At 73.6% G+C, this 22,344-nt stretch carries 22 protein-coding genes; 3 read left to right on the top strand and 19 right to left on the bottom strand.

Features of this window, described 5'->3' with window-relative positions; genetic code table 11:
• Nucleotides 1-28: 28 nt before the first annotated feature.
• From tatC to RE027_RS13365, 13 genes are all read right to left on the bottom strand, one after another.
• Nucleotides 29-922: a twin-arginine translocase subunit TatC gene (gene tatC / locus RE027_RS13425; protein WP_368808779.1), complete on the bottom strand. Its 894-nt coding sequence runs from the start codon at nucleotides 920-922 to the stop codon at nucleotides 29-31.
• A 96-nt stretch (nucleotides 923-1,018) separates the two neighbouring features.
• Entirely contained in the window at nucleotides 1,019-1,315 is a 297-nt protein-coding gene (gene tatA / locus RE027_RS13420; RefSeq protein WP_368808778.1) for a Sec-independent protein translocase subunit TatA, read from the bottom strand.
• A complete protein-coding gene (locus RE027_RS13415; RefSeq protein ID WP_368808777.1) occupies nucleotides 1,308-1,676 on the bottom strand; it encodes a hypothetical protein in 369 nt (122 codons plus the stop codon). The genes tatA and RE027_RS13415 overlap by 8 nt, the downstream gene beginning before the upstream one ends.
• Before the next feature lie 23 nt (nucleotides 1,677-1,699).
• Nucleotides 1,700-3,763: a WYL domain-containing transcriptional regulator gene (locus RE027_RS13410; protein WP_368808776.1), complete on the bottom strand. Its 2,064-nt coding sequence runs from the start codon at nucleotides 3,761-3,763 to the stop codon at nucleotides 1,700-1,702.
• Nucleotides 3,764-3,774: 11 nt separating this feature from the next.
• Complete coding sequence (locus RE027_RS13405; protein ID WP_368808775.1) at nucleotides 3,775-4,170, bottom strand: FKBP-type peptidyl-prolyl cis-trans isomerase; 396 nt, start codon at nucleotides 4,168-4,170, stop codon at nucleotides 3,775-3,777.
• 106 nt (nucleotides 4,171-4,276) lie between these two features.
• Nucleotides 4,277-5,257, bottom strand: a complete 981-nt coding sequence (locus RE027_RS13400; RefSeq protein ID WP_368808774.1) for an FKBP-type peptidyl-prolyl cis-trans isomerase — start codon at nucleotides 5,255-5,257, stop codon at nucleotides 4,277-4,279.
• A gap of 114 nt (nucleotides 5,258-5,371) precedes the next feature.
• Nucleotides 5,372-6,826 carry a Pup--protein ligase gene (gene pafA, locus RE027_RS13395; protein WP_368808773.1) on the bottom strand — a complete coding sequence of 485 codons (1,455 nt, stop codon included), beginning with the start codon at nucleotides 6,824-6,826 and terminating at the stop codon, nucleotides 5,372-5,374.
• Nucleotides 6,827-6,831: 5 nt separating this feature from the next.
• Nucleotides 6,832-7,041 (bottom strand): ubiquitin-like protein Pup, encoded by a 210-nt coding sequence (locus RE027_RS13390; RefSeq protein WP_368808772.1) that lies wholly within the window; start codon nucleotides 7,039-7,041, stop codon nucleotides 6,832-6,834.
• Nucleotides 7,042-7,079: 38 nt separating this feature from the next.
• Nucleotides 7,080-8,717, bottom strand: a complete 1,638-nt coding sequence (gene dop / locus RE027_RS13385; protein ID WP_368808771.1) for a depupylase/deamidase Dop — start codon at nucleotides 8,715-8,717, stop codon at nucleotides 7,080-7,082.
• Nucleotides 8,714-10,462: a proteasome ATPase gene (gene arc, locus RE027_RS13380; RefSeq protein WP_438612437.1), complete on the bottom strand. Its 1,749-nt coding sequence runs from the start codon at nucleotides 10,460-10,462 to the stop codon at nucleotides 8,714-8,716. Before arc ends, dop begins: the two co-directional genes overlap by 4 nt.
• The gene (locus RE027_RS13375; RefSeq protein ID WP_368808770.1) at nucleotides 10,459-11,583 is read right to left on the bottom strand and encodes a tRNA (adenine-N1)-methyltransferase; all 1,125 of its coding nucleotides are present in this window, start codon (nucleotides 11,581-11,583) and stop codon (nucleotides 10,459-10,461) included. Before RE027_RS13375 ends, arc begins: the two co-directional genes overlap by 4 nt.
• Before the next feature lie 133 nt (nucleotides 11,584-11,716).
• Nucleotides 11,717-12,853 (bottom strand): site-2 protease family protein, encoded by a 1,137-nt coding sequence (locus RE027_RS13370; RefSeq protein ID WP_368808769.1) that lies wholly within the window; start codon nucleotides 12,851-12,853, stop codon nucleotides 11,717-11,719.
• Complete coding sequence (locus RE027_RS13365; RefSeq protein WP_368808768.1) at nucleotides 12,850-13,560, bottom strand: HAD family hydrolase; 711 nt, start codon at nucleotides 13,558-13,560, stop codon at nucleotides 12,850-12,852. Before RE027_RS13365 ends, RE027_RS13370 begins: the two co-directional genes overlap by 4 nt.
• Nucleotides 13,561-13,641: 81 nt before the next feature.
• Between RE027_RS13365 and RE027_RS13360 the strand changes: the two genes are divergently transcribed.
• The gene (locus RE027_RS13360; RefSeq protein WP_387921112.1) at nucleotides 13,642-14,538 is read left to right on the top strand and encodes a PAC2 family protein; all 897 of its coding nucleotides are present in this window, start codon (nucleotides 13,642-13,644) and stop codon (nucleotides 14,536-14,538) included.
• 39 nt (nucleotides 14,539-14,577) lie between these two features.
• Here the strand turns inward: RE027_RS13360 and mshC are convergent, their stop codons facing one another.
• From mshC to RE027_RS13345, 3 genes are all read right to left on the bottom strand, one after another.
• Nucleotides 14,578-15,861 carry a cysteine--1-D-myo-inosityl 2-amino-2-deoxy-alpha-D-glucopyranoside ligase gene (mshC, locus tag RE027_RS13355; protein ID WP_368808767.1) on the bottom strand — a complete coding sequence of 428 codons (1,284 nt, stop codon included), beginning with the start codon at nucleotides 15,859-15,861 and terminating at the stop codon, nucleotides 14,578-14,580.
• Nucleotides 15,862-15,990: 129 nt separating this feature from the next.
• Nucleotides 15,991-16,821, bottom strand: coding sequence for an undecaprenyl-diphosphate phosphatase (locus tag RE027_RS13350; RefSeq protein WP_368808766.1), 831 nt, complete (start codon nucleotides 16,819-16,821; stop codon nucleotides 15,991-15,993).
• A 112-nt stretch (nucleotides 16,822-16,933) separates the two neighbouring features.
• Nucleotides 16,934-17,284, bottom strand: a complete 351-nt coding sequence (locus tag RE027_RS13345) for a primosomal protein (protein ID WP_368808765.1) — start codon at nucleotides 17,282-17,284, stop codon at nucleotides 16,934-16,936.
• A 40-nt stretch (nucleotides 17,285-17,324) separates the two neighbouring features.
• Between RE027_RS13345 and RE027_RS13340 the strand changes: the two genes are divergently transcribed.
• Entirely contained in the window at nucleotides 17,325-17,558 is a 234-nt protein-coding gene (locus RE027_RS13340) for a DUF5703 family protein (RefSeq protein WP_368808764.1), read from the top strand.
• 17 nt (nucleotides 17,559-17,575) lie between these two features.
• On the opposite strand, the gene RE027_RS13335 is transcribed toward RE027_RS13340, so the two are convergent.
• The 3 genes from RE027_RS13335 to RE027_RS13325 all read right to left on the bottom strand — a co-directional run bounded on the left by RE027_RS13335 (nucleotide 17,576) and on the right by RE027_RS13325 (nucleotide 20,643).
• The gene (locus RE027_RS13335; protein WP_368808763.1) at nucleotides 17,576-18,757 is read right to left on the bottom strand and encodes an acyl-CoA dehydrogenase family protein; all 1,182 of its coding nucleotides are present in this window, start codon (nucleotides 18,755-18,757) and stop codon (nucleotides 17,576-17,578) included.
• A 38-nt stretch (nucleotides 18,758-18,795) separates the two neighbouring features.
• Complete coding sequence (locus RE027_RS13330) at nucleotides 18,796-20,133, bottom strand: M20/M25/M40 family metallo-hydrolase (RefSeq protein WP_368808762.1); 1,338 nt, start codon at nucleotides 20,131-20,133, stop codon at nucleotides 18,796-18,798.
• A 75-nt stretch (nucleotides 20,134-20,208) separates the two neighbouring features.
• Nucleotides 20,209-20,643 carry a hypothetical protein gene (locus tag RE027_RS13325; RefSeq protein WP_368808761.1) on the bottom strand — a complete coding sequence of 145 codons (435 nt, stop codon included), beginning with the start codon at nucleotides 20,641-20,643 and terminating at the stop codon, nucleotides 20,209-20,211.
• Nucleotides 20,644-20,977: 334 nt separating this feature from the next.
• On the opposite strand from RE027_RS13325, the gene RE027_RS13320 reads away from it, so the two are divergent.
• Nucleotides 20,978-22,165 carry a CAP domain-containing protein gene (locus tag RE027_RS13320; RefSeq protein ID WP_368808760.1) on the top strand — a complete coding sequence of 396 codons (1,188 nt, stop codon included), beginning with the start codon at nucleotides 20,978-20,980 and terminating at the stop codon, nucleotides 22,163-22,165.
• Nucleotides 22,166-22,344 lie beyond the last annotated feature (179 nt).

Below are 22,344 nucleotides of genomic sequence, written 5' to 3'. Positions count from 1 at the left end.
TCCCGCCGTTCGCGGCGGGCCGATCGGGTCAGGCGCCGGGCCCGGCCCCGGGGTCGCGGCCCAGGCGTCCGAGCTCGTCCGCGGAGGTCGCGGCACCGGCCGTGGCCCCCGTCGCGGAGGCGCGGCGAGCCTCCCGGCGGGCCCGCCGCCGGTCCAGGAGCAGGCACAGCCCGACCGCGACGAAGAACAGGGTCAGCAACGGCACCGCGAGGTAGAACATGGTCATCGGGTCCGGGCCGGGAGCCGCCATGGCCGAGACCACCATCACGAGGACCACCACGATCCGCCAGCTCTTGAGCACCGTCCGGCCCGAGAGCACGCCGAGCATGTTCAGGCCCACGAGGAAGACGGGCAGCACGAAGGCGATGCCGAAGGTGAGGATGAGCTGGAGGAAGAACCGCAGGTACACGTCCGCGGAGATGAAGTTGGTGCCGCCGACCGGTGTGAAGGCGGTCAGGGCGTAGACGGCCGTGGGCAGGGTGAGCACCGCCACGGCGGTGCCGCCGACGAACAGCGGCACCGCGGCGGCCAGGAACCCGACCGCGTAGCGCCGCTCCGTCCGGTGCAGCGCCGGGGTCACGAAGGCCCAGAGCTGGTAGAGCCACACGGGACTGGCCAGCACCAGGCCGAGCACCAGGGAGACCTCCACCATGATGTTGAAGGAGGACCCCACCGCGGAGTAGTTGATGGAGGCCTCGCTCCCCTCCGCCTCGGCCAGCCGCTGCAGGGGCTCGGTGATGTAGGCCATGAAGGGCTCGTAGAGGAAGAAGCCCGCCACCATGCCGAGCACCGTGGCCACGGCGGCCTTGACCAGCCGGTTGCGCAGCTCCCGCAGGTGCTCCGCCAGGGCCATCTGCGCCTGCGGGTTGGCCTTGCGCGAGGACCGGCGCGGCTTCGGGGCGCGGGGGGACTGCGAGGACATGAGGACCTTCGGGACGTCGGGGCCGGGCGGGGGACCGGACGAGCGGCCCGCCCGCCCCGCCGGGGCGGGCGGGCCGCTCGGGCGCGGTGCGTGCGATCAGGCCGGGGGGTGGCCGGGACGCCGGTCCGGGTGGGGCGGCGTCCCCGTGCCGGGAGTGCCGGGACGCGGTTCCGGGGTGACGTCCTGGCCGTCCTGCACGGGCCGGCCGTCGATGACGACGCCGGAGCCGTCGGGCTGGTCGTCCTTCTTCATCTCCTTCACCTCGGACTTGAAGATGCGCAGCGACTGTCCGAGACTGCGGGCCATGCCCGGGAGCTTGGGGGCGCCGAAGAGCAGCAGGATCACCAGCAGGATGATCAGGATCATGAAGGGGCTGTCGAAGAGCCTACCCATTGAACATTCCTTTCCGTTCAGCCCGGCGGATGTCGCTGATCCGCTGCGGCTGGCCCATGCGGTCCTTGCGCTCGATGCGGCGTGTCAGACGGGCGGTTTCTCGTTGGTCGCGGCCGAACCGGTAGTCGGCCAGTGCCTGCCCCACCGGGGTGAACAGGGCCGGTTCCGGTGCGGCCCGGACGGGACGCTGCACCCCGGAGGCCGCGTCGTCCCAGCGCTGGGCGAACTCACCGGCCACCGTCTCGGTCTCCCGGAGGAGGACGAGGAAGTTCTTCACCAGTCGCCACAGCATCAGCCCGAGGAACGCGGCGCCGAGCAGGACGAGGACCGTCCACAGCAGGACCCAGGACCACCAGAGCATGTCCTCCAGTATAGGCGGGCGGATCAGCCGCGCTCGGACGCCGCGTACGCGTCCAGCGCAGAGTTCACCCAGAGTTCCACCTGCGCCACCACGTCGTCGGGTCCGGCGACCGCGAGCTGGCCGCCGTAGCGCGTGACGAGCGCGCACGCCGCCTCGACCGTCTGGAAGCCGATGAGCGCGGCCTCGTGGTCCGCGGCTGCCCCGGTGCGCGCCCCACCGGGCCGGCGCACCACGGCCGTGCGGGTCGCGTGGTACTGGTCCGCGATCCACCGGCTGCGCCGGTCGGTCACGAGCACGACCTCCACGGTGTCCGGGGTGCCCGGGGCGGGCGGTGCCGCGGCGGCGGCCTCCTGGGCGGCGGGCCGCTCCCCCGCCGGGCCGGCGTCCTCGACGGCGGAGAGCCGGTCGAGCCGGAAGTTGCGCATCCCCTCGGAGCCCAGGCACCACGCGCGCACGTACCAGTGGGTGTTGGAGGAGAACACCTGGACGGGATCGACCACGCGCTCGGTGAGCTCGTCCCGGGACGGGACCACGTAGCGGATCCGGATCCGGCGCCGCTCCCCGACGGCCCGGCGCACGGAGGCCATGACGTCCGCGAGGGCCGGGGCGGGGGTGTCCGTGATGGGCCGGGCGCCCACCGCGTTGGCGAGCACCCCGGCGTCCCCGGCCGCGCCGGCGACCTTGCCGATCGCCGAGGCCACGGCCTCGGAGTCCCCGCCGGGCACGGTGCGCAGGGTCTGCAGGCCCACGAGCAGGGCGGAGGCCTCCGGCTGGGTGAGCCGCACGGGGTCGGAGAGCTCGTCCGCGTTGGAGAGGTAGACGTGGCCGTCGTCCCAGGACGCGTCGATCAGCTGGTCGGGCATGTGCCCGGGCTTGCCGCACACGAACAGGGTGTTGAGGTCCGCGATCAGCTCCTGGTCGGTGATCCCGAAGCGGCGGGCGGTCTCCTCCAGCTCGGCGCCCTGGTGGGCGTAGACCCAGCGGACGATCTCGAGCAGCCGGGAGAGGTGGTCCGCCGTGGAGAGCTTGTTGCGGGTGCCCTTGCGGGACTTCACGCTCCAGTCGACCGGCACGCCGCGGAACGCGGCCACGGACGTGGCGGCGTTCCGGAGCCGGCGCACCACGGCGGCCCGGACCTCGGCCTGCATGGTGGGCGCCGTCCCGTCCCCGCCGAGGGGAACGACGACGCCGGGCCCGGCCGCGGCGATCTCCTCCGCGAGGATCTCGGTCTCCGCGAAGGGGATGTGCAGCCGGTCCCACCCGCCGGCGCCCGCGGCGGGCTCCTGCCGGGAGGCCATCCGGCGCAGCATCAGGGCGTGCCCGGGACGGGCGAGGACCTCCACGGAGCGCGCGGGGGCGTGGGAGACCATCTGGGACAGCGCCTCGTTCATGGAGAAGCCCTCGGGCGGCGTGAACTCCTTGCGCGTCACCGAGACGTCGGACATGATCCGGGACAGCCGGAACGTACGGGAGTCCTTGCGGTCGAGGTCCCAGCCGACCACGTACCAGTTGCCGTAGCGGGAGCCGATCCCCCACGGCCGCAGGCGGCGGGTCGTGAGCTGGTCCGTGCTGCGCGCCAGGTAGTCGAAGCGGACCTCGCGGTGGCGCACCACCGCCGAGAGCAGCGGCTCGAAGGACGGCTCGTGCGCGGTGAGGGTGGGCTGCAGCAGGGGCGGGGCGTCGTCGTCGGGCAGGCCCCCGATGGCCGGCTCGAGCTTGCGCAGGGCGCGGCGGGCGAGCTCGCCCAGGGAGGCGTCCGTCCACGCGTTGGCCGCGAGGGCGAGCACGGCCGACTCCTCCGCGGTGAACTGCAGCGGCGGCAGCGTGAAGGAGCCGCGCGGGATCCGGTAGCGGTGCCCGTGCGTGTCGTCCGGGAAGAGGGGGTCCTCGGAGACCTCCTCGATGGGGTAGCCGAGGTCGCGCAGCTCCGCCTTGTCGCGCTCGAACATCCGCTCGAAGGCCTCGTCCGAGGCGGACTCCGCGTACGACGGAACGGCCTCCCGCAGCTCGGCGCGGGTGTACCCGCGCTCCCGGGAGACCAGGGCGATGAGCAGGTTGAGAAGCCGTTCCGTCGACCGGGCTGCCATCCGCTGGGTCCTCAGCGCACGTCCAGGAGGTCCACCACGAAGATGAGGGCCTCGTCCGGGCCGATCACTCCGCCCGCGCCACGGGAGCCGTAGGCCATGGCGGAGGGGATCTCCAGACGGCGCCGGCCGCCGACCTTCATGCCCAGCAGGCCCTGGTCCCAGCCCTCGATGACCTGGCCGATGCCCACGGTGAAGTCCAGCGGCTGGCCGCGGTTCCAGGAGGCGTCGAACTCCTCGCCGGCGGAGAACGTCACGCCGACGTAGTGGCAGGAGATCTGCTTGCCGGGGGTCGCCTCGGCGCCGGTGCCCTCGACGAGGTCGGTGATGACGAGCTCGGTCGGGGCCTCCCCCTCGGGGAAGTCGATCTCGGGCTTGGTGCGGTCGAGCTTGCGCTCTCCGAAGGACATGAGTGCTCCTGTTCGTCGGGTCGTCGACGGGTGGCCGTCGGGGGACGGTGGGGCCGCGGGCCCCGGGGGCCTGCGGCCCCACCGGGCCACCATAGCCGACCGGGGACTACTCCCCGGTCGCCGACGGCGAGGCGGAGGGCTCCGCCTCGGTCGCGGAGGCCGAGGGCGACGCGGAGGGCTCCGCCTCGGGGGTGTCCACGGCCGCCAGGATGTCGACGACGAAGAGCAGGCTCCCGGCGGGGTACTGCGAGTCCTCCCCCAGGTCCTTCTCCGTGCCGTAGGCCTGCTCGGAGGGCACGGAGAGGATCACCCGGGAGCCGGCCTTCTTGCCCGCCAGGCCCTTCTGCCAGCCCTCGATGACGTTGTCGAGGGGGAAGGACGCGGGCGCGCCCTTCTCGTAGGAGGAGTCGAAGGTCTCGCCGTCGGACCACGTCACGCCCACGTAGTGGGCGATGACGGTGTCGCTCTCGCCGACCTCCTCGCCGTCGCCCTCGATGAGGTACTCGGAGACGAGCTTTCCCGGGGCCTTGCCCTCCGGCTTCGCCACGGCGGGCGCGCCCTCGTCGTTCTCCGTGACCTCGGGCAGGCCCTTGGGGCCGTCCTGCATCTCGCCCTCGATCTCGGTGGGGATCTTCCGCACGACCTCGTAGACCTCCACGGAGGTCGAGTCGTCACCGGCTGCCCCTGAGGTCTTCGGGGAGGAGTAGGCGACGATCGCGCCCTCCTTCGCGCCCACCAGGACGTCGTACATCTCCGGGATGGTCTCCTGGAGGCCGTCCTCGAGGGTGAGCACCTGGCCGGCGCCCTGCGTGTAAGTCTCGCCGATCGAGGTGCCGTCCGAGCCCTTGAAGAGCGCCGCCTGCAGGAGGATGGTGTCCCCCTCCGCGATCTCCTCGCCCTCGCCCTCGCGCAGCACCTTGGCCCCGGCCTCCTCGGCGTTGAGCGGGGTCTCGAACGTGACCGAGGGCGCGGTGCCCGGTGTCGGGTCGTTGCTGAGCTCGACGGAGTCGACGCCCGGCCCGGAGCAGCCCGTGAGCACGAGCATCAGGGACAGGGCGGCACCGGAGGTGGTCAGGGTCTTTCGCACAGGTTTCTTCCTCAGGGGTCGGGCTGGTGGGGGTCGGCGGAGTCGGGCGGCAGGGCCGGGACCGCGCCCAGCCTAGTGCAGGGCGCTGGATGTTGACTGGACAGCGCGCCCGGCTCAGATCACGGGGGCGTCCCCGTGGGCCGCCCCCGCCGCGCCGCCCGGCGCGGCGGCGCGCAGGCCGGCCGCCAGGGCGTCGGCCTCGGGGTGCCGGTCGGCGAACGGGTCCTTGCACAGCACGGTGCGCTGGGTGCCGTCGTTGACCTTCAGGTGCACCCAGTCGACCGTGTACTGGTGCCCGGAGGCCACCACCGCGTCGATGAACCGGCCGCGGACGGCGGCGCGGGTGGCGGGCGGTGTCCGCGCCGCCTCCTCGACCCGCGCGTCCGGCACGAAGGTCGCGGCCCGGCCCCGCCGCTGCAGCAGGTTGAACAGGCCCCGCTCGGGGGCGGTGTCGTGGTAGGCGAGGTCCAGCTGCGCCATGCGGGGCGAGGAGAGGTCGAGGCCGTCGCGGGCGGCGTAGCCGTCGAGGAGCTTCTTCTTGATGGCCCAGTCGATCTCGGTGTCGATCGCCGAGGTGTCCTGGGTCGCCACGGCGTCCAGCGTCCGCTCCCACAGCTCCAGCACCCACGGCACGCGGTCGTGGTGGGCGCCCCCCCGGTCGACGAACGCGTGCACGGCCTCGAGGTGCTCGCGCTGCAGGTCCAGGGCCGAGCGGCGGGTGCCGTCGGCGAGCAGGACCGGCTGCGTGCCGGTGAGGTCGTGGGAGACCTCCCGCAGGGAGCGCACCGGGTCCGCCATGGTGCGGTCCGGCAGGATCCGGCCGGCCTCGATCATCCGCAGGATCAGGTCGGTGGTCCCCACCCGCAGCGCGGTGGTGGTCTGGGACATGGTGGAGTCCCCGACGATCACGTGCAGCCGGCGGTAGTGCTCGGCGTCGGCGTGCGGCTCGTCCCGGGTGTTGATGAGGGGCCGGGAGCGGGTCGTCGCGGAGGAGGAGCCCTCCCAGATGTGGTCGGCGCGCTGGGAGAAGGAGTAGCTGGGCGCGCCGGGCTCGTCGCCCACCCGCACGGCCCCGAAGTCCTCGGGGCCGGTGGGGTGGACCTTGCCGGCGCCCACGAGCAGCTGGCGGGTGACCAGGAACGGGATGAGGATCTGGACGAGGCGGGCGAACTCGGTGCGCCGGGCGATGAGGTAGTTCTCGTGGGAGCCGAAGGAGTTGCCGCGGGAGTCGACGTTGTTCTTGAACAGGTAGAGCTGCCCGGGCACCCCCTCCGCCGCCAGCGCGTCCTGGGCCTGCCGGCGCAGGTCGTCGACCAGCAGCTCGCCGGCCTTGTCCTGGGCGACGAGGTCCTCGAGGCTCGCGCACTCGGCGGTCGCGTACTCGGGGTGCGAGCCGACGTCCAGGTAGAGGCGGCCCCCGTTGGGCAGGAACACGTTCGAGGACCGGCCCCAGGCCACCACGGGCCGGAAGAGCGTCCGGGCGGCCTCCTCGGGGCTGAGCGGCCGCGCCCCCGGGGCGCTGTGGGTGATCCCGAACTCGGTCTCGACGCCGTAGATCCTGCGGTCCATGGGGACTACTGGCCGCCCTTCTGGACGAAGCCCTTCACGAACTCCTCGGCGTTGGCCTCGAGGACGCCGTCGATCTCGGCCAGCAGGTCGTCGGCGCTGCCGGTGCTGGTCTGCGCCTGGCCGGAGGGGCTGGTGGGCGCGGGAGCACCGGGCTCGGGCAGCTCGGTCTCCTCGCGGCGCTGCGCGCCGGTGCCGAAGATGCGTTCCTGGGCCATGAGGGATCCTCCTGGTGGTGGGTGGTGGGTCGGTGTGCTCAGTCGAGGGAGCCGGTGTGCACGAGGGCGGGGCGGGCGTCGGCGAGGGCGCGGACGAGGTGCTCGGCGTCGACCGCGGACGAGACCAGGGGGCCGACGTCGGCGCGGGTGAGCTCCAGGGGCTCGGGCATCGCGATCCGCGCGCCGCGGCGGACCCCGGGCAGCGTGAGCGAGACCGAGTCCCAGTTGGCGGTGAGGACGTCGTCGGGGAAGCGGGAGACCAGCCGGCCCCGGAACCAGGCGCGGGTGTCGGCGGGCGGCAGGCCCGCCGCCCGCTCGACCTCCTCGGGACCGAAGAGCGTGCGCATCCGCCCGCCCGCGACGAGCCGGTGGTAGAGCCCCTTCTCGGGGCGCACGTCGGCGTACTGCAGGTCGATCAGCGTCAGGCGGGGGTCGTCCCAGGCGAGTCCGTCGCGCTCGCGGTAGCCCCGCAGCAGGGCGTACTTGGCGACCCAGTCCAGCCGGTCCGCCAGGGACAGGAGGTCCGTCTCGAGCGCGTCGAGGACCTCCTCCCACAGCTCGAGCACCTCCCGGGTCTGCGGGTCCGGGCCGCCGGCCGCCTCCTCGTGGGCGCGGGCGGCCTCGAGGTAGAGCCGCTGCAGCTGGATCCCGGTGAGCTCCCGGCCGTCCCGGAGCGGGACGGTGGCGCCCAGCGACGGGTCGTGGCTGATCGTCCGCAGGGCGGCCACCGGGTCGGCGAGTGCGACGTCGGGAGCGGCGCCGGCCTCGATCAGGCCGAGGACGAGGGAGGTGGTGCCGAACTTGAGCAGCCCGGCGGTGTGGGAGAGGTTGGCGTCGCCGATGATCACGTGCAGGCGCCGGTGCCGGGTGCGCTCGGCGTGGGGTTCGTCGCGGGTGTTGACGACGGGGCGGTGGACGGTGGTCTCCAGGCCGACCTCGCGCTCGAAGAAGTCGGCGCGCTGGCTGATCTGGAAGCCGGGGCGCTCCCCCCGCGGACCCAGGCCCACGCGGCCGGCCCCGCACATCACCTGGCGGGAGGCGAAGAAGGGCAGCAGGGCGGCGGCGAGCCGGTCGAAGGGCACGGAGCGGGGCACGAGGTAGTTCTCGTGGGCGCCGTAGGAGACGGACTTGTTGTCGGTGTTGTTCTTGTAGAGGTTCACGACGTCGAGGCCGGTGCTCACGGCGCCGGCCGCGACGGCGCGCACGGCGTCGAGGACGACACGGTCCCCGGCCGCGTCCCACAGCACGGCGTCGCGGGGGGTGGTGACCTCCGGGGAGGAGTACTCGGGGTGGGAGTGGTCCACGTAGAGGCGGGCGCCGTTGGGCAGGACGGTGTTCATCACGACCTGGTGCCGGTCCACGGACTCGGCCCAGAGCCCGGACTCGCGCAGCGCCTCGGCGGCGACCTCCTCGGCGGTGAGCACGGGGGCCACGTCGGTGAGCTGGGCGGGGTCGGCCTGCTCGCGGGGCACGGTGAAGCCGCGGGCGTCCTCGAGCGGGCTCTCGCCGTGGTAGTCCCAGCCGGCGGCGGTGCGCCCTGCCCCGAGGCGGCGCCGGACCAGGGCGGCGTAGGTGGTGACCACCTGGGTGGAGAGCACGGTCGCGTTGGCGTGCGGGTTGCCGGCGGCGAGCACGCCGTACTCGGTCTCGGCGCCCATGACGCGGCGGACGGTCATGCGGGGGCCTCCCCGGGTGCCGCGGGCGGTGCGGCGGGTCCGGCGGGGTGCGGGTCGCGGTGCAGGACCACGCGCAGGTCCGTGATGGTGTCCCCGCGGCGCCCGGAGATCCGGGCCCAGTCCTCCGGGTTGGCGGTGTTGGGCAGGTCCTGCTGCTCGTGGAACTCCTCGTCCACGGCGCGGACCAGGTGCGCGCGGGAGAGCCCGCGCACGCCGGTGGTGAGCAGGTCCTTGATGGCCTGCTTCTTGGCCCGGTCCACGACGTTGCGGATCACGGCCCCCGAGGTGAAGTCGCTGAAGTAGAGGGTCTCCTCGGTGCCGTCGCGGTAGCTCAGGTGCAGGAACCGGGTGCCGGGGCTCTTCTCGTACATCCGGGCGACCGCGGCGTCGACGAGGGCGGCGACCGCGCCGGCGCGGCTGCCGGCGGACTCGACCTCGTCCTGGCGCAGGGGCAGGTCCTCGGTGACGTAGAGCCGGAGGATCTCGGCGGCGCCCTCGGCGTCCGGGCGGTCGATGCGGATCTTCACGTCCAGCCGGCCCGGCCGCAGCACGGCGGGGTCGATCATGTCCTCGCGGTTGGTGGCGCCGATGACGATGACGTTGTCGAGGCGCTCCACGCCGTCGATCTCGGTGAGCAGCTGCGGGACGATGGTGGTCTCCACGTCGGAGGACAGCCCGGAGCCGCGGGTGCGGAACAGGGAGTCCATCTCGTCGAAGAACACGACCACGGGGATGCCCCTCGCGGCCTGCTCGCGGGCGCGCAGGAAGATGGAGCGGATCTGGCGCTCGGTCTCCCCCACGTACTTGTCCAGCAGCTCGGGGCCCTTGATGTTGAGGAAGTAGCCCAGGGCCGTCCCGCGCCCGGCGCGGTCGGCGGCGCGCTCGGCGAGGGAGCGGGCGACGGCCTTGGCGATGAGGGTCTTGCCGTTGCCGGGCGGGCCGTAGAGCAGGATGCCCTTGGGCGGGGTGAGGCCGTGCTCGCGGTAGAGCTCGGGGTGCACGAAGGGCAGCTCCACGGCGTCACGGATCTGCTCGATCTGGGGGCCGAGACCGCCGATGTCGTCGTAGGAGACCGCCGGGACCTCCTCGAGCACCAGCTGCTCGACGTCGGTGCGCTCGATGGGCTCGAGGGCGAAGCCGGTGCGGTGGTCGATGGACACGGCGTCGCCGATCTCGGGGCGCCGGCGGCGCAGCAGCCCGGAGAGCAGCAGGACCCGCTCCTCGTCGGAGCGGCCCACGGTGAGGACGCGGTCGTGGTCGACGATCTCCTTGACGGTGGCGATCTCCCCCGTCTGCTCGTAGTCCAGGACGGCCCCGACGGTGTAGTTCTGGTCGAGCAGCACCTGGCGGCCCGGCTCGCACGCGGCGAAGCTCACGAGGGGGCTCAGCGCCACCCGCATGCGCCGGCCGGCGACGAGGACGTCCAGGGTCCGCTCGGTGACGGCGGGGCCGCTGCCGGTCTGCTCGCCCACGGGCGCGTGGCCGGGGTTGACCTGCACGACGGTGCCCTGGCTCAGCGGCGGGACGAGGTCGTTCTCCAGGGCGCGCTTGAGCTGGCCGATCTCGGTGCGGGTGGCGTCGAGCAGGCGCACGAGCTTCTGGTTCTGCGTCCCGGCGGCGGCCAGCTGCTTGTCGAGGGCGCGCTTCTGGTCCCGGAGGACGTTGACCTGCCGCTGGGCGGTGACCAGGGCGCGGCGCGCCTGCTCGGCGTCGGCGGGCGCGGCCGGCTGAGGGGTCTCGTTCACGGACGGTCCTCCTGGTCCTCCCCCGCGGCGGCGTCCGCGGTCCCGGCATCCGTGGTCCCGGCGCCCGCGGACCCGGGGGCGGTGCTCCCGGGTCCGGTGGCGCGGGCGGCGCGCTCGGCCAGGCCGAGGGCCTCCCGCCCGGCGCGGCGCAGCTTCTTGTCGGAGACGTCGCGCTCGCCGAGGGCCACGGGGGTCCAGGCGTCGAGGTCCTCCTGGCTGTACTCGGACTTGGAGGCCCGGCGCTTGGGGGCCAGCCGTTCCGAGCCGTCGGCGAGGCGCCGGGCGGAGAGCAGGAACCCGGTGTGCGCGACCATCCGGTGGTCCGGGCGCACGGCCAGGCCCTCGACGTGCCATCCGCGCACCATCGTCTCGGAGGCGTCCGGCTCGGTGTAGCGCCCGTCGGCGCGCATCGCCTCGGCGGTTCGGGAGAGCTGGGTGACGGTGGCGACGTAGCACATCACCACGCCGCCGGGGGCCAGGGCCGTGGCCACGGCGTCCAGGCACTCCCAGGGCGCGAGCATGTCCAGGACCACGCGGTCCACGGACCCGGGCTGCTCGTACTGGCCCAGCTCCTGGGCGAGGTCGCCGATGGTGATCCGCCAGGCGGGGTGGGGCCCGCCGAACATCGTCTCCACGTTGCCGCGGGCGATGTCGGCGAACTCGGCGCGCCGCTCGAAGGAGTGCAGGTGGCCCTCGTCGCCGACCGCGCGCAGCAGGGAGATGGACAGGGCGCCGGAGCCGACGCCGGCCTCGACCACGCGGGCCCCGGGGAAGATGTCGGCCATCGTGACGATCTGGCCGGCGTCCTTGGGGTAGACCACCGCGGCGCCGCGCGGCATGGAGAGCACGAAGTCCTTCAGCAGCGGGCGCAGGGCCTGGTAGCGGAACCCGGCCGAGTTCTCCACCACGGTGCCCTCCGGGCGGCCGATGAGCTCGCCGTGGCCGAGCACGCCGCGGTGGGAGTGGAACTCGCCGCCGGCCGCGAGCGTGACCGTGTTCATCCGCCCGCGCTCGTCGGTGAGCTGCACGCGCTCCCCTGCCCGGAAGGGGCCGCGCCGGTTGACGGCGCCCCGCGGTGCGGCGGGCGAGGGGGTGGCGGTCTGGTCAGCGGTTCCGGTCATCGGCTCACTTTCACGGGAGGGCGTTCTGGGGCTCGGTCGTGCGGGGGCGCCGGGCGGACCGGCGGGACCGTGGGTCCTCCCCCATTGTGTCACCGTGGCGCGGGGTGTCGCCGCCGGTGCGGGCTCCGCCGGCTCAGCCGGTCAGCAGGCGCTCGAGCGCCGCGCTGCGCAGCACCCCCGCGGGCGCGCCGCCGGGGCCGGTGACCACGTAGCGGGGGTGGTCCGTGCGGGCGAGCACGCGCAGCAGCGCCTCCCCCTCCAAGTCCCCGTCCAGCACGGCGTCCTCGGGCAGGTGCTCCAGCACGGCCGCGAGCAGTGTCTGCGAGCGCCGGTCGCCGGGCACGGCGTTGGCGGCGGCGGGCACGAGCAGTCCCACGGGCCGGCCGCCGGGGTCCACGGCCACCACGTGCGGGACGGCGGCGCCCGTGCCGGGCGCCCGGGCGCCGAGGTGGGTGGTGACCAGCCGGTCGGTGTGGGCCAGGGTGGCGTCGTCGGGCACCGTGAGGGCGGGTTCGGCGAGCGCGGCGGCGCGCACGCCGTGGAGCCGGGAGAGCACCCGGGCCGAGCGCAGGGAGGCGCCGGCGCCCTGCCACATGAAGGCGGCGATCAGGACGACCAGCACGAGGGCTACGGCCTGGCGCCACAGCCCCGTGGCCGCGGTCCCGGCCAGCAGGGCCACGGCGAGGACGCGCCCGGCCCAGGCGGCCACCACGGTGCCGCGGTGCTCCCGGCCGGTGAGCGCCCACACGACGGACTCGACGACCCGGCCGCCGTCCAGGGGCAGGCCGGGCAGCACGTTGAACAGGCCGACGATGAGGTTGGCCCAGGTGGTGAGGTCGAGCAGCACCCAGCCCAGGGTCGGGGTGGGCTCCGCGGTGCGCAGCAGCGTCCAGCCGGCCAGGCCGAGGGCCAGGTTGACGGCGGGGCCGGCCAGGGAGACGACGGCGGAGGCCAGCGGGGTGCTGCGCACGTCCCCGAAGTGGGTGTGACCGCCCAGGAGGCTCAGCACGATCCGGCCCGGGGGCCAGCCGAAGGCCCGCCCGGTCCAGGCGTGGGCCAGCTCGTGCAGCAGCACGGACAGGGCGAGGGTGAGGGCGAAGCCGAGGGACGCGGCGTAGTTGAGCGCGCCCAGCCGGGGGTAGGCCTGCATGAGCACGGGGGTGTAGAGGAGCACCGTGACCGCGGCGATCACGAACCACGACCAGGACAGGGTCACCGGCACCCCGCCGATCCGGCCCAGGGGCACCCCGGCGGCGCGGGCGCCGCTCACGCGCGGACCCCGGCCACGAGGCGCCCGAGGTCCTCGGGGCCCAGGCCGGCCAGCGTAGGCAGCACCGCGTCCGCCCCGGCGTCGTGGAGCGGGACCATGTTGGGCACCCCCACGGTGAAGATCCCCGCGGCGGTCGCGGAGGCGATGCCCGTGCGGGAGTCCTCGACCGCGACCATGCCCGCGGTCCCCAGCGGGCGCCCGGTGCGCTCGGCCAGGCGGGCGGCGCCCAGGAGGTAGGGGTCGGGGGCCGGCTTGGCGGGGTGACCGAGGTCACCGGTCACGACGACGTCGAAGGTCCCGGGCCCGCCGAAGGCCTCGACGACGACCTCGGCCAGGGGCGCCTCGCTGCTCGTGACCAGGGCCAGGGGCACGCCGCGCTCGCGCAGGGCGGCGACGAGCTCCCGCGCCCCGTCCCGGCGGACGGTGCGCTCCCGGGTGCGGGCCACGACCCGGCCGAGCAGGTGCTCGACGATCTCGCGGATCCCGAGGTCCACGCCCGCGCGCTGGAACACCGCCGCGGCGTCCTCGAGGCCGGTGCCGACCATGGCCAGGGAGTCCGCCTCGGACCAGGTCCCCCCGTGGGAGCGGACCAGCTCGATCTCGGCCTCCACCCAGTACGGCTCCGTGTCCACGAGGGTGCCGTCCATGTCGAAGAGCACGGCGGTGGGCAGGAGGTCGTCGGGGGGCGTGGTCGGCTGGCTCGGCATGGCCTCCATCGTAGTTCCCGGAACACGGAGCCCCTCCCGCCGGGGCCTTGCCGTGGATGCGCCTGCGCGTAGGGTGGGAGCGTGAGCAATTTCGACGAGACGTTCCCCCGTCCCCAGGCCGGCCCGTTCGGCGTGGTCCGTGAGAGCGGCGACCAGGAGCGGGTGACCGTGCTGGTGGCCGCCTTCGAGGGGTGGAACGACGCCGGGGACGCGGCCACGGACGCCGTGCAGTTCCTGGCAGAGCACTACGGTGCCAAGGACGTCTTCGAGGTCACCTCGGACGACTACTACGACTACCAGTTCTCCCGCCCGATCGTGCGCCGTGCCGCCTCCGGCGAGGTGAAGATCGTGTGGCCCACCACCCGGCTGGCCACGGCCACGGTCCCGGGCACCAACCTCGACCTCGTCCTGCTGCACGGGTGGGAGCCGTCCTACCGGTGGCGCTCCTTCACCGCGGAGCTGCTGGCCCAGGCGACCCTGCTCGACGTGGACTTCGTGGTGATGGTCGGGGCGCTGCTGGCCGACGTGCCGCACACCCGGCCGATCCCGGTGACCAAGACCTCGGACACCGCGGAGCTGCAGGAGGAGCTGGGCGTGGACCCCTCCCAGTACGAGGGCCCCACCGGCATCGTGGGGGTCGTGTCCCACATGGCCGCCCTCGGCGGCTTCCCCACGGTCAGCCTGTGGGCGGCCGTGCCGCACTACGTCGCGCAGTCCCCGTCCCCGAAGGCCGAGCTGGCGCTGCTGCGGGAGATCGAGGAGCTGCTCAACGTCACGCTGCCACTGGACGTCATCGCCGAGGACGCCGAGGCGTGGGAGCGGGGGGTCAACGAGCTGGCCTCGGACGACCCCGAGATCGCCGCCTACGTCCAGCAGCTGGAGGAGGCCAAGGACACCACGGACCTGCCCGAGGCCACCGGGGACGCGATCGCCAAGGAGTTCGAGCGCTACCTGCGCCGGCGCCGCGACGAGAAGTGAGTCCCGCCCGGGCCCGCCGAGGGGCCCGGGCGGGAGGGCTCAGAGCACCACGCCCAAGCGGGCCTCCACGAGGTCGCGCACCAGTTGGGCGTCGGGCGCGGAGCACTCCGCGGGCCCCCCGGTCAGGGCGCCGGCGGCCCAGTCGTCCAGGGCCGCCAGCGCCGCCGGGCTGTCGAGGTCGTCGGCCAGGGCGGTGCGCACGGCCTCCAGCAGGGGAGCCGCGCTGCCCTCGGGGGCCGCGGCCAGGGCCCGGCGCCAGGCGTCCACGCGGACGACGGCGCCGGCCAGCACGAGGTCGGTCCAGAACCAGTCGTCTGAGTAGCGGTGGGCGAGGATCGCGGTGCGGATCACCGCCGGGTCCACGCCCTCGGCGCGCAGCGTGGAGACGAGCACGAGGTTGCCCCTGGACTTGGACATCTTCTCGCCGTCCAGGCCCACCATGCCGGTGTGCAGGAAGTGCTCGGCCATCGGCCGCCCGGTCAGCGCCCAGGAGTGCCCGGCGCCCATCTCGTGGTGCGGGAAGACGAGGTCGGAGCCGCCGCCCTGGACGGTGAAGGGCGCGGGCAGGTACTCCAGGGCGATCAGGGAGCACTCGATGTGCCAGCCCGGGCGGCCCTCGCCCAGCGAGGCGCCGGCCCACGCGGGCTCCCCCGGGCGGTGCACGCGCCACAGCAGGGGGTCCAGCCGGTGGCGCTTGCCCGGGCGGTCGGGGTCCCCGCCGCGCTCGGCGAACAGCGGCAGCATCTGCTCCGGGCCGAGGTGGGACACGTCGCCGAGCACCCAGGCGTCCTCGTCGTCGGGAGCCAGCGCCCCGGCGGCCTCCACGTCGAAGTAGACGTCGCCGTCGGGCTCTCCGTCCTGGCCGGGCACCGGGTAGGCCAGGCTGCGGGCCACGAGTCCCTCGACGGCGGGCACGATCCGGTCGACGACCTCGGTGGCGCCCACGTAGTGCTGGGGCGGGAGGACGTTCAGGGCGCTCATGTCGGTGCGGAACAGCTCGGTCTGCTCCGCGGCCAGCTCCCGCCAGTCCACTCCGGTGGCCTCGGCCCGTTCGAGCAGGGGGTCGTCGACGTCGGTGACGTTCTGGACGTAGTCCACCGGCGTGCCCGCGTCCAGCCACGCCCGGTGCAGCACGTCGAAGGCCACGTAGGTGGCGGCGTGGCCCATGTGGGTCGCGTCGTACGGGGTGATCCCGCAGACGTAGAGGCCGGCACGCTCCTGCCGCGGCAGCTCCGCCCGACGCCGCAGCCGGGTGTCCTGCACGACCGGCAGGGGGGCCTCACCGGGGAGGTCGGGGACGGATCGGGCGGACCAGGCTTTCATGCTCACCTCGGAGGAGTTCGGGGACGGGTCGGGGCTCGGCCGGAGCGGCACGGGGCCTCCCACAACCTACCGGACCGGCACGGGGCCTCCCACCACCTGCCGGACCGGCCGAGGTCCCCCCGCGCGGGTTCAGGCGCTGACCAGGCCCAGGCCCAGCAGCACGAAGATCGCCAGGCCGAGCGCGATGCGGTACCACACGAACACGGTGTAGCTGCGGTTGGAGATGTAGTGCATGAACCAGCCGATGATCACGTAGGCCACGACGAAGGCGATGCCGGTGGCCAGGAGCGTCTCCGCCGTCCCGTAGGGCCCGCTCTGGGGCTCCCCCAGCGACTTCGCGAGCTTGTACAGCCCCGAGGCGAAGACGGCCGGGATGGCGAGCAGGAAGGCGTAGCGGGCAGCGGCCTCGCGGGTGTAGCCCATCAGCAGGCCAGCGGTGATCGTGCCGCCGGAGCGGGAGACACCGGGGATCAGGGCGAGGGCCTGGGCGAGCCCGAAGAGCACGCCGTGCTTGACGGTGAGCTCGTCGAGGTGCCGGGCCTGGCGGCCCACGCGGTCGGCCACGGCCAGGATCACACCGAAGACCACCAGCATCGTGGCGGTGATCCACAGGGAGCGGAACTCCGTGTCGATGTAGTCCTCGAGCAGCAGGCCCAGCACGCCGATCGGCAGCGAGCCGAGGATGATCAGCCAGCCCATCCGGGCGTCGGGGTCGGAGCGCTCCACCCGGCCCACCAGTGACAGGCTCCACTGCCGGAGGATCCGGGCGATGTCCCGCCAGAAGTAGATGACCACGGCGGTCTCGGTGCCCAGCTGCGTGATCGCCGTGAACGCCGCCCCCGGGTCCGCGCTGTTGGGCAGGAACTCCCCCACGATCCGCAGGTGCGCCGAGGAGGAGACCGGCAGGAACTCGGTCAGGCCCTGGACCAGGCCCAGAATGATGCTTTCGATCCAATTCACCCGGCCACCCTACGGCACCGTCCCGCCCGGCAGCGCCGGGACAGGCCCGGACGGACGGAGGAACGGCCCGCGGTGCGGGCCGTTCCTCCGTCGAGCGCGGGAGCGGCTGGGCTCAGCGGGCCGAGCGGGCCCCGTCCGCGCCGTCGAGGTCCTCGTAGTCCTCCTCGTCGACGAGGTCCTCGTCGAGCATCTCGTTGTCCTCCAGGAGCTCCTCGTCCTCCTCGTCGTCGTCGTCCTCGTCGTCGGAGTCGTCGTCCTCCTCCTCGGCGAACACCGTCAGCGGGGTGACCTCGTCGTAGGCCTCGTAGAGGGCCTCCTCATAGGCGTCGAAGGCGTCGGCGATGGCGATGTACGCCCCGTCGACCGCCGGGTCGTCGTCGCCGCGGCGGTTGGAGGCGGCAGCGAGGTGTTCTTCGAAGGCACTCACGAGAGTCTGCAGCGCGGCACGAGGATCATTGCTCATGGAGTAGACGTTAGCGCTTATCCGTGCAGAATGGGGACCGATGAGAGAACAAGTCCGGACCAGCTCGGCGACCCTCAGCCGCGGCGCCGACCAGCGCTACGAGTACCTCCTGCTGACCGTCGCCCCGCACGAACGGCTCAGCGAGGCGCGGGCCCGCCTGAGCGAGCACGCCGAGTACGGCAAGTGGGAGCTGACCCGCTCCGTGCTCCTCTACGGGGGCACCCGCAAGTACTGGCTGCGCCGCCGGGTGATGCGGGTGGAGCGCACCGCCTGAGACCCCCGGTCCGCGGCTCAGCCGCCGATCGGGCCCAGCAGCGCCTTGGCCACGGCCGCGTGCACCGACTCGCTGTCGGAGGGGTGGTAGATCCCGGCGAGGACGTCCCGGTAGAGCCGCTCCAGCTCCCGGCCCCGGGAGTAGTGGGCGCCGCCCGAGGTGCGCATCGCGAGGTCGACCACCTGCCGGGCCGTCTCCGTGGCCCGGTGCTTGACCCCGGAGAACAGCAGGAACCAGCGGGGGCCGTGGTCGGGCTCGGCGGCCGAGCCGAGGGCGTCGACGTCGGCCGTCAGCCGGTCCAGCTGCAGCTCCACCCCGTCGCGCAGCAGCGCGGCCTCGGCGATCTGCCAGCGGATGTCGGGGTCCTGGGCGTGGACCGTGCCCGTGGCCCGCGACGGGCGGGCCCGGGCGATCTCCGCCGCCAGCTCCACCGCCCGGTCCGCGATGCCGGTGTAGACCGCCGCCAGGAGCAGCTCGAAGCAGCCGAAGATGCCCCACACCACCGGGTCGGGGTTGGGTCCCGCCGGGGTGTGCGTGAGCACCTGCTCGGCCGGCAGCCGCACCGAGCGCAGGACCGTGCTGCGGGACTGGGAGGCCCGCATCCCCAGCGTGTCCCAGTCGTCGAGGATCTCGATGCCCTCGTCGTCGCGGGCCACGAGGCCGAACACCAGAGGGGTCCGCGGGTCCGCGTCGTCGCGGGCGTGGACGAGCAGCCGGGTCCACACCGGGGAGAGCGAGGTGAAGATCTTGGTGCCGGTGACCCGGTACCCGTCGCCGTCGGCCTCCGCGGTGGTCACCGCGTCGAAGAGGACGGCGTCGTTGCCCGCCTCGGAGATGCCGAAGGCGAAGATCTCCCCGGCCGCGGCCTGCTCGAAGATCCGCCGGGCGCGCCCGTCGCCGCGCAGCCGCAGCGTGTGGGCCACGCCCACCAGCACGTGGTGCATGTTGATGCCCAGGGCCGTGGCCGGTGCCGCGGCCGCGAGCCGGCGCTGCGCCGCCGCGGCCTGCCGCAGCGTGAACCCGAGACCCCCGTGCTCGCGCGGCACCAGCATCAGGGGATAGCCGATGCGGACCAGGTCCGCGAGGTCCTCGTCGAAGAACCGGTTCTCCCGGTCGTAGCCGGCCGCGCGCTCGCGGAAGGCGGTGAGCAGCTCGTCGGGCAGCAGGGTCTCGGGCGTCGGGGCGTCCGTGCGGGGCATGAGGTCCTCGTCGGGTGCGGGGGTCGGGGCGCGGCGGGTCAGTACGCGCTGAGCAGCCGGTGCAGGACCCGGGAGCCGAACTCCAGGGAGTCCGTGGGCACCCGCTCGTCGACGCCGTGGAACATCGCGGGGAAGTCCAGCTCGTCCGGCAGCCGCAGGGGCACGAACCCGTAGCCGGTGATCCCCAGCGGGTCCAGGGACTTGTTGTCCGTGCCGCCGGAGAGCATGTAGGGCAGCACGACCGCTCCCGGGTCCTCGGCGTGCAGGGCGGAGACCATGGCGTCGACCACGTTGCCGGAGAAGGGGACCTCGAGGGCGATGTCGTCGGACTCGAACTCGAAGTCCACGCCCTCGCCGGCCAGCTCGGCCAGCTTCTCCAGCACGATCTCGCGCTGGCCCGGGAGGTAGCGCACGTCCAGCCCGGCCTGCGCCGAGCCCGGGACGACGTTGACCTTGTACCCGGCCTCGAGCATCGTCGGATTGGCGGTGGTCTGCAGGGTCGCTCCCACGAAGCGGGCCACGGACCCGAGCTCGGCGAGCAGCCGCTGGGGGTTCTGCGGGTCGAACTCGACCCCCGTGAGCTCCGTGACGGAGTCGAGGAACGCGCGGGTGGTCTTGGTCAGCTCCACCGGCCACTGGTACTGCCCGATGTTGGCCAGGGCGCCGGAGAGGCGGGTGACGGGGTTGTCGTCGTTGATCTGGGACCCGTGCCCGGCCGTGCCCTGGGCGTTGAGCCGCAGCCACATCAGGCCCTTCTCGGCCGTCTGCAGCAGGTAGGCGCGCCGGCCGCCGATGGTCGCGGAATAGCCGCCCACCTCGCTGATCGCGTCGGTGACCCCGTCGAAGAGCCCTCGGTGGTGCTGCGCGATCCAGTGCGAGCCGTAGGCCATCCCCGCCTCCTCGTCGGCGAAGAACCCGAAGACGATGTCGCGCCGGGGCCGGGTGCCGCTGCGCACCATGTGCCGCAGCACGGAGATCATCATGGCGTCCATGTCCTTCATGTCCACGGCGCCGCGGCCCCAGATCATGCCGTCCTTGAGCTCCCCGGCGAACGGGTCCACGGACCAGTCCGCGGCGATCGCGGGCACCACGTCGAGGTGCCCGTGCACCAGCAGCGCGTCCGCGGACGGGTCGGTGCCCTCCAGCCGGGCGAAGACGTTGGCGCGCCCGGGCGCGGACTCCAGCAGCGTCGTCGTCAGCCCGACCTCCTCGATCAGGCCGGCGACGTACTCCGCGGCCCGCCGCTCGCCCTTGGCGTCCCCGCTGCCGTAGTTGGAGGTGTCGATCCGGATCAGGTTGCGGCAGATCTCGACGGTCTCCCCCTCGGGCGACGACGACGCCGCCGGGGCGGCGGGAACGGTCTGCGGATCGGTCATGGCGGTCCTTCCTGTGCCCTGCGGGCGGATGCGCACGCGGGATGCGGTCAGCGGGTGGCGGTCAGCGGGGTGCGGTCAGCGGTCGGCGGTGTCGCGGCCGGGATAGCGCACCAGCACGAGGCGGCCCGACTCCTCCACCACGGTGACCTCCTCGGCCCGGTCGGGCGCGTCCTCGGGGGCGACCTCCAGCCGGTGGCCCTCCGTGGTCGCGGTGGCCTCGCCCTCGACCACGAGCGTGCGGTAGAGGGTGGTGTCCTGGTGCCAGCGCTCCAGGTATGCGGGGCAATACTGGGAGTTCCCGTCCATGGACCGGTGGACGAGGTCGTGGGAGAGCAGCCCGCAGGCGCTCTCCCAGTCGCGCTCGGCCATCGCGTCCACGAAGGCCCGGACCGTCCCCTCCGGCGTGTCGAGGTCGGGGCCGCACCCGGCCAGGGCCAGGGCGGCCGCCACGACCGGAGCCAGCAGGAGCGCGCGCCGGCGGCCGGTGGTACGGGTGGCGTGGTCGGTCATCGAGCTCCTCTCCGCGTGTGCTCTGCCAGCCTATCGCTCCGGGCCGCGCGGTCGGTGGCGCCCGGACCGGCCGGGGCCGTGCCGCGAAACCGGGCACTATAACCAGAGCCGGTCCTCCGGTGCGGGAGATCCGGCACCGGAACCGTGTCCGCACCGAAGGTCACGAAACAATTACACACATTCTCGATTTGCAATCAGAATTCCCTAGCATCTTCCTGGGCGCCTTCCCCAGCCCAATCTGTCTCGTCGTCCGGCCGGACGACGATAGCCCCCCGCCGCGCGGAGACCCCCAATTTCCCCGTGCGTGCAGACAGACCAGGAAGCAGAAGCACCCATGGCGAAACACCGCTGCGCCCCCGTGCGCCGTCACGGCCGCATGGCCGCTCTGGCCCTCTCCGCCGGAATCGGCGTCACCACCCTCGCGGGCACGTCCCTGCTCGCCGCCCCGGCGGCCCAGGCGGCCGCGCAGGACATCGTCCAGGTCGACGCGGCCACGCGGCAGACCGACGCCCAGCTCATCCTCGACGAGATCAACCGGTACCGGGCGTCCCTCGGGGTGAAGCCGCTGAAGTACTCGGCCACGCTGTCCCAGGTGGTCCAGCGGGAGTCCGATCGGCAGGTGGTCGAGGAGAAGTTCTCCCACAGCACCAGCTTCCTCACCGACCCCCGCACCGGGCCCTGGACCAGCGCGAACGAGGTCATCGCCCTGGAGTACCACCGGGACGTGCGGGCGCTGGTGGCGTGGTGGAAGTCCTCCCCCGCCCACGACAAGGCCATCAAGGACCCCCGCCACGAGGTGATCGGCGTCGGCCTCACCTACGCGGACGGCAGGCTCGAGAACACGGGCCAGCCCTGGCAGGTGCTCTCCACCGTGAACCTCTACGGCTACGCCAACGGCGGCGCGCCCGCGGACACCACGGCGAGCGTGGTCGGCACCCCCTCCTACAGCTACGAGACGTCGCAGCCGGTGGCGCCGGTCCAGAACCCGGCCGGCTACGGCGTGGCCGGCGCCATCGGCTCGAAGTACCACGCCCTGGGCGGGGCCTCCGTGCTGGGGGTGCCGGTGACGCCCGAGCTCGGCGGCCTGCGCGCCGGCGGCGTGTACCAGGAGTTCTCGCTCAACGGGCGCAAGAGCACCCTCTACTGGAGCCCGGCCACCGGGGCCCACTGGGTCGAGAACGCCACGACGATCGGCCAGAAGTTCGTGGCCGCCGGACGCGAGAACGGCTACGGCTACCCCACCACGGAGGAGCGCCGGCTCCCCGACGGCTCCTCCTACCAGGTGTACTCCAAGGACGGCGCGCTCACCAAGGTGCTGTGGACCCGGGCCCACGGGGCACGGGCGGTGAAGGAGACCGGCGCGATCGGCCGGGCCTGGAAGGCCGCGGGCTTCGAGCGCGGCTACGGCTACCCGGTCACCGACGAGATCCAGTACGGGACCACGGTCTACCAGCGCTTCTCCAACGGCTACAAGGTCAACTGGTCCTCCGTGACCGGTCAGGTCTGGGTCACCGGGTGGTGAGCCCCGTGCCCCGCCTCCCGGAACTCCGGGGGCGGGGCACGGCAGCGGGCGGTCCGGCGGCGCGGATGCCCCCCGCCCACCGTCCGGCCGGACGCGCCCCTTTCATCAGCACACTTCACATCTCGGGCGAGCCGGATTAGGGTGGCCTTACCCGAGGTGCGGCGGGGCGGACGAGTGCC

The sequence above is a fragment of the Kocuria sabuli genome (assembly GCF_040981185.1).
GTDB classification, from domain to species: domain Bacteria; phylum Actinomycetota; class Actinomycetes; order Actinomycetales; family Micrococcaceae; genus Kocuria; species Kocuria sabuli.
The sequence above is the reverse complement of the archived record's forward strand: the minus strand, read 5'-3'. Positions and strand labels throughout refer to the sequence as shown.

What these genes read in the sequence shown, in the direction of transcription:
- dop (WP_368808771.1), bottom strand. Translation starts at nt 8,717, where the DNA reads ATGACCGTCCGCCGCGTCATGGGCGCCGAGACCGAGTACGGCGTGCTC.
- RE027_RS13330 (WP_368808762.1), bottom strand. Translation starts at nt 20,133, where the DNA reads ATGACCGATCCGCAGACCGTTCCCGCCGCCCCGGCGGCGTCGTCGTCG.
- RE027_RS13390 (WP_368808772.1), bottom strand. Translation starts at nt 7,041, where the DNA reads ATGGCCCAGGAACGCATCTTCGGCACCGGCGCGCAGCGCCGCGAGGAG.
- pafA (WP_368808773.1), bottom strand. Translation starts at nt 6,826, where the DNA reads ATGGACCGCAGGATCTACGGCGTCGAGACCGAGTTCGGGATCACCCAC.
- tatC (WP_368808779.1), bottom strand. Translation starts at nt 922, where the DNA reads ATGTCCTCGCAGTCCCCCCGCGCCCCGAAGCCGCGCCGGTCCTCGCGC.
- RE027_RS13335 (WP_368808763.1), bottom strand. Translation starts at nt 18,757, where the DNA reads ATGCCCCGCACGGACGCCCCGACGCCCGAGACCCTGCTGCCCGACGAG.
- RE027_RS13320 (WP_368808760.1), top strand. Translation starts at nt 20,978, where the DNA reads ATGGCGAAACACCGCTGCGCCCCCGTGCGCCGTCACGGCCGCATGGCC.
- RE027_RS13345 (WP_368808765.1), bottom strand. Translation starts at nt 17,284, where the DNA reads ATGAGCAATGATCCTCGTGCCGCGCTGCAGACTCTCGTGAGTGCCTTC.
- RE027_RS13375 (WP_368808770.1), bottom strand. Translation starts at nt 11,583, where the DNA reads ATGACCGGAACCGCTGACCAGACCGCCACCCCCTCGCCCGCCGCACCG.
- RE027_RS13365 (WP_368808768.1), bottom strand. Translation starts at nt 13,560, where the DNA reads ATGCCGAGCCAGCCGACCACGCCCCCCGACGACCTCCTGCCCACCGCC.
- RE027_RS13325 (WP_368808761.1), bottom strand. Translation starts at nt 20,643, where the DNA reads ATGACCGACCACGCCACCCGTACCACCGGCCGCCGGCGCGCGCTCCTG.
- mshC (WP_368808767.1), bottom strand. Translation starts at nt 15,861, where the DNA reads ATGAAAGCCTGGTCCGCCCGATCCGTCCCCGACCTCCCCGGTGAGGCC.
- RE027_RS13340 (WP_368808764.1), top strand. Translation starts at nt 17,325, where the DNA reads ATGAGAGAACAAGTCCGGACCAGCTCGGCGACCCTCAGCCGCGGCGCC.
- tatA (WP_368808778.1), bottom strand. Translation starts at nt 1,315, where the DNA reads ATGGGTAGGCTCTTCGACAGCCCCTTCATGATCCTGATCATCCTGCTG.
- RE027_RS13415 (WP_368808777.1), bottom strand. Translation starts at nt 1,676, where the DNA reads ATGCTCTGGTGGTCCTGGGTCCTGCTGTGGACGGTCCTCGTCCTGCTC.
- RE027_RS13410 (WP_368808776.1), bottom strand. Translation starts at nt 3,763, where the DNA reads ATGGCAGCCCGGTCGACGGAACGGCTTCTCAACCTGCTCATCGCCCTG.
- RE027_RS13405 (WP_368808775.1), bottom strand. Translation starts at nt 4,170, where the DNA reads ATGTCCTTCGGAGAGCGCAAGCTCGACCGCACCAAGCCCGAGATCGAC.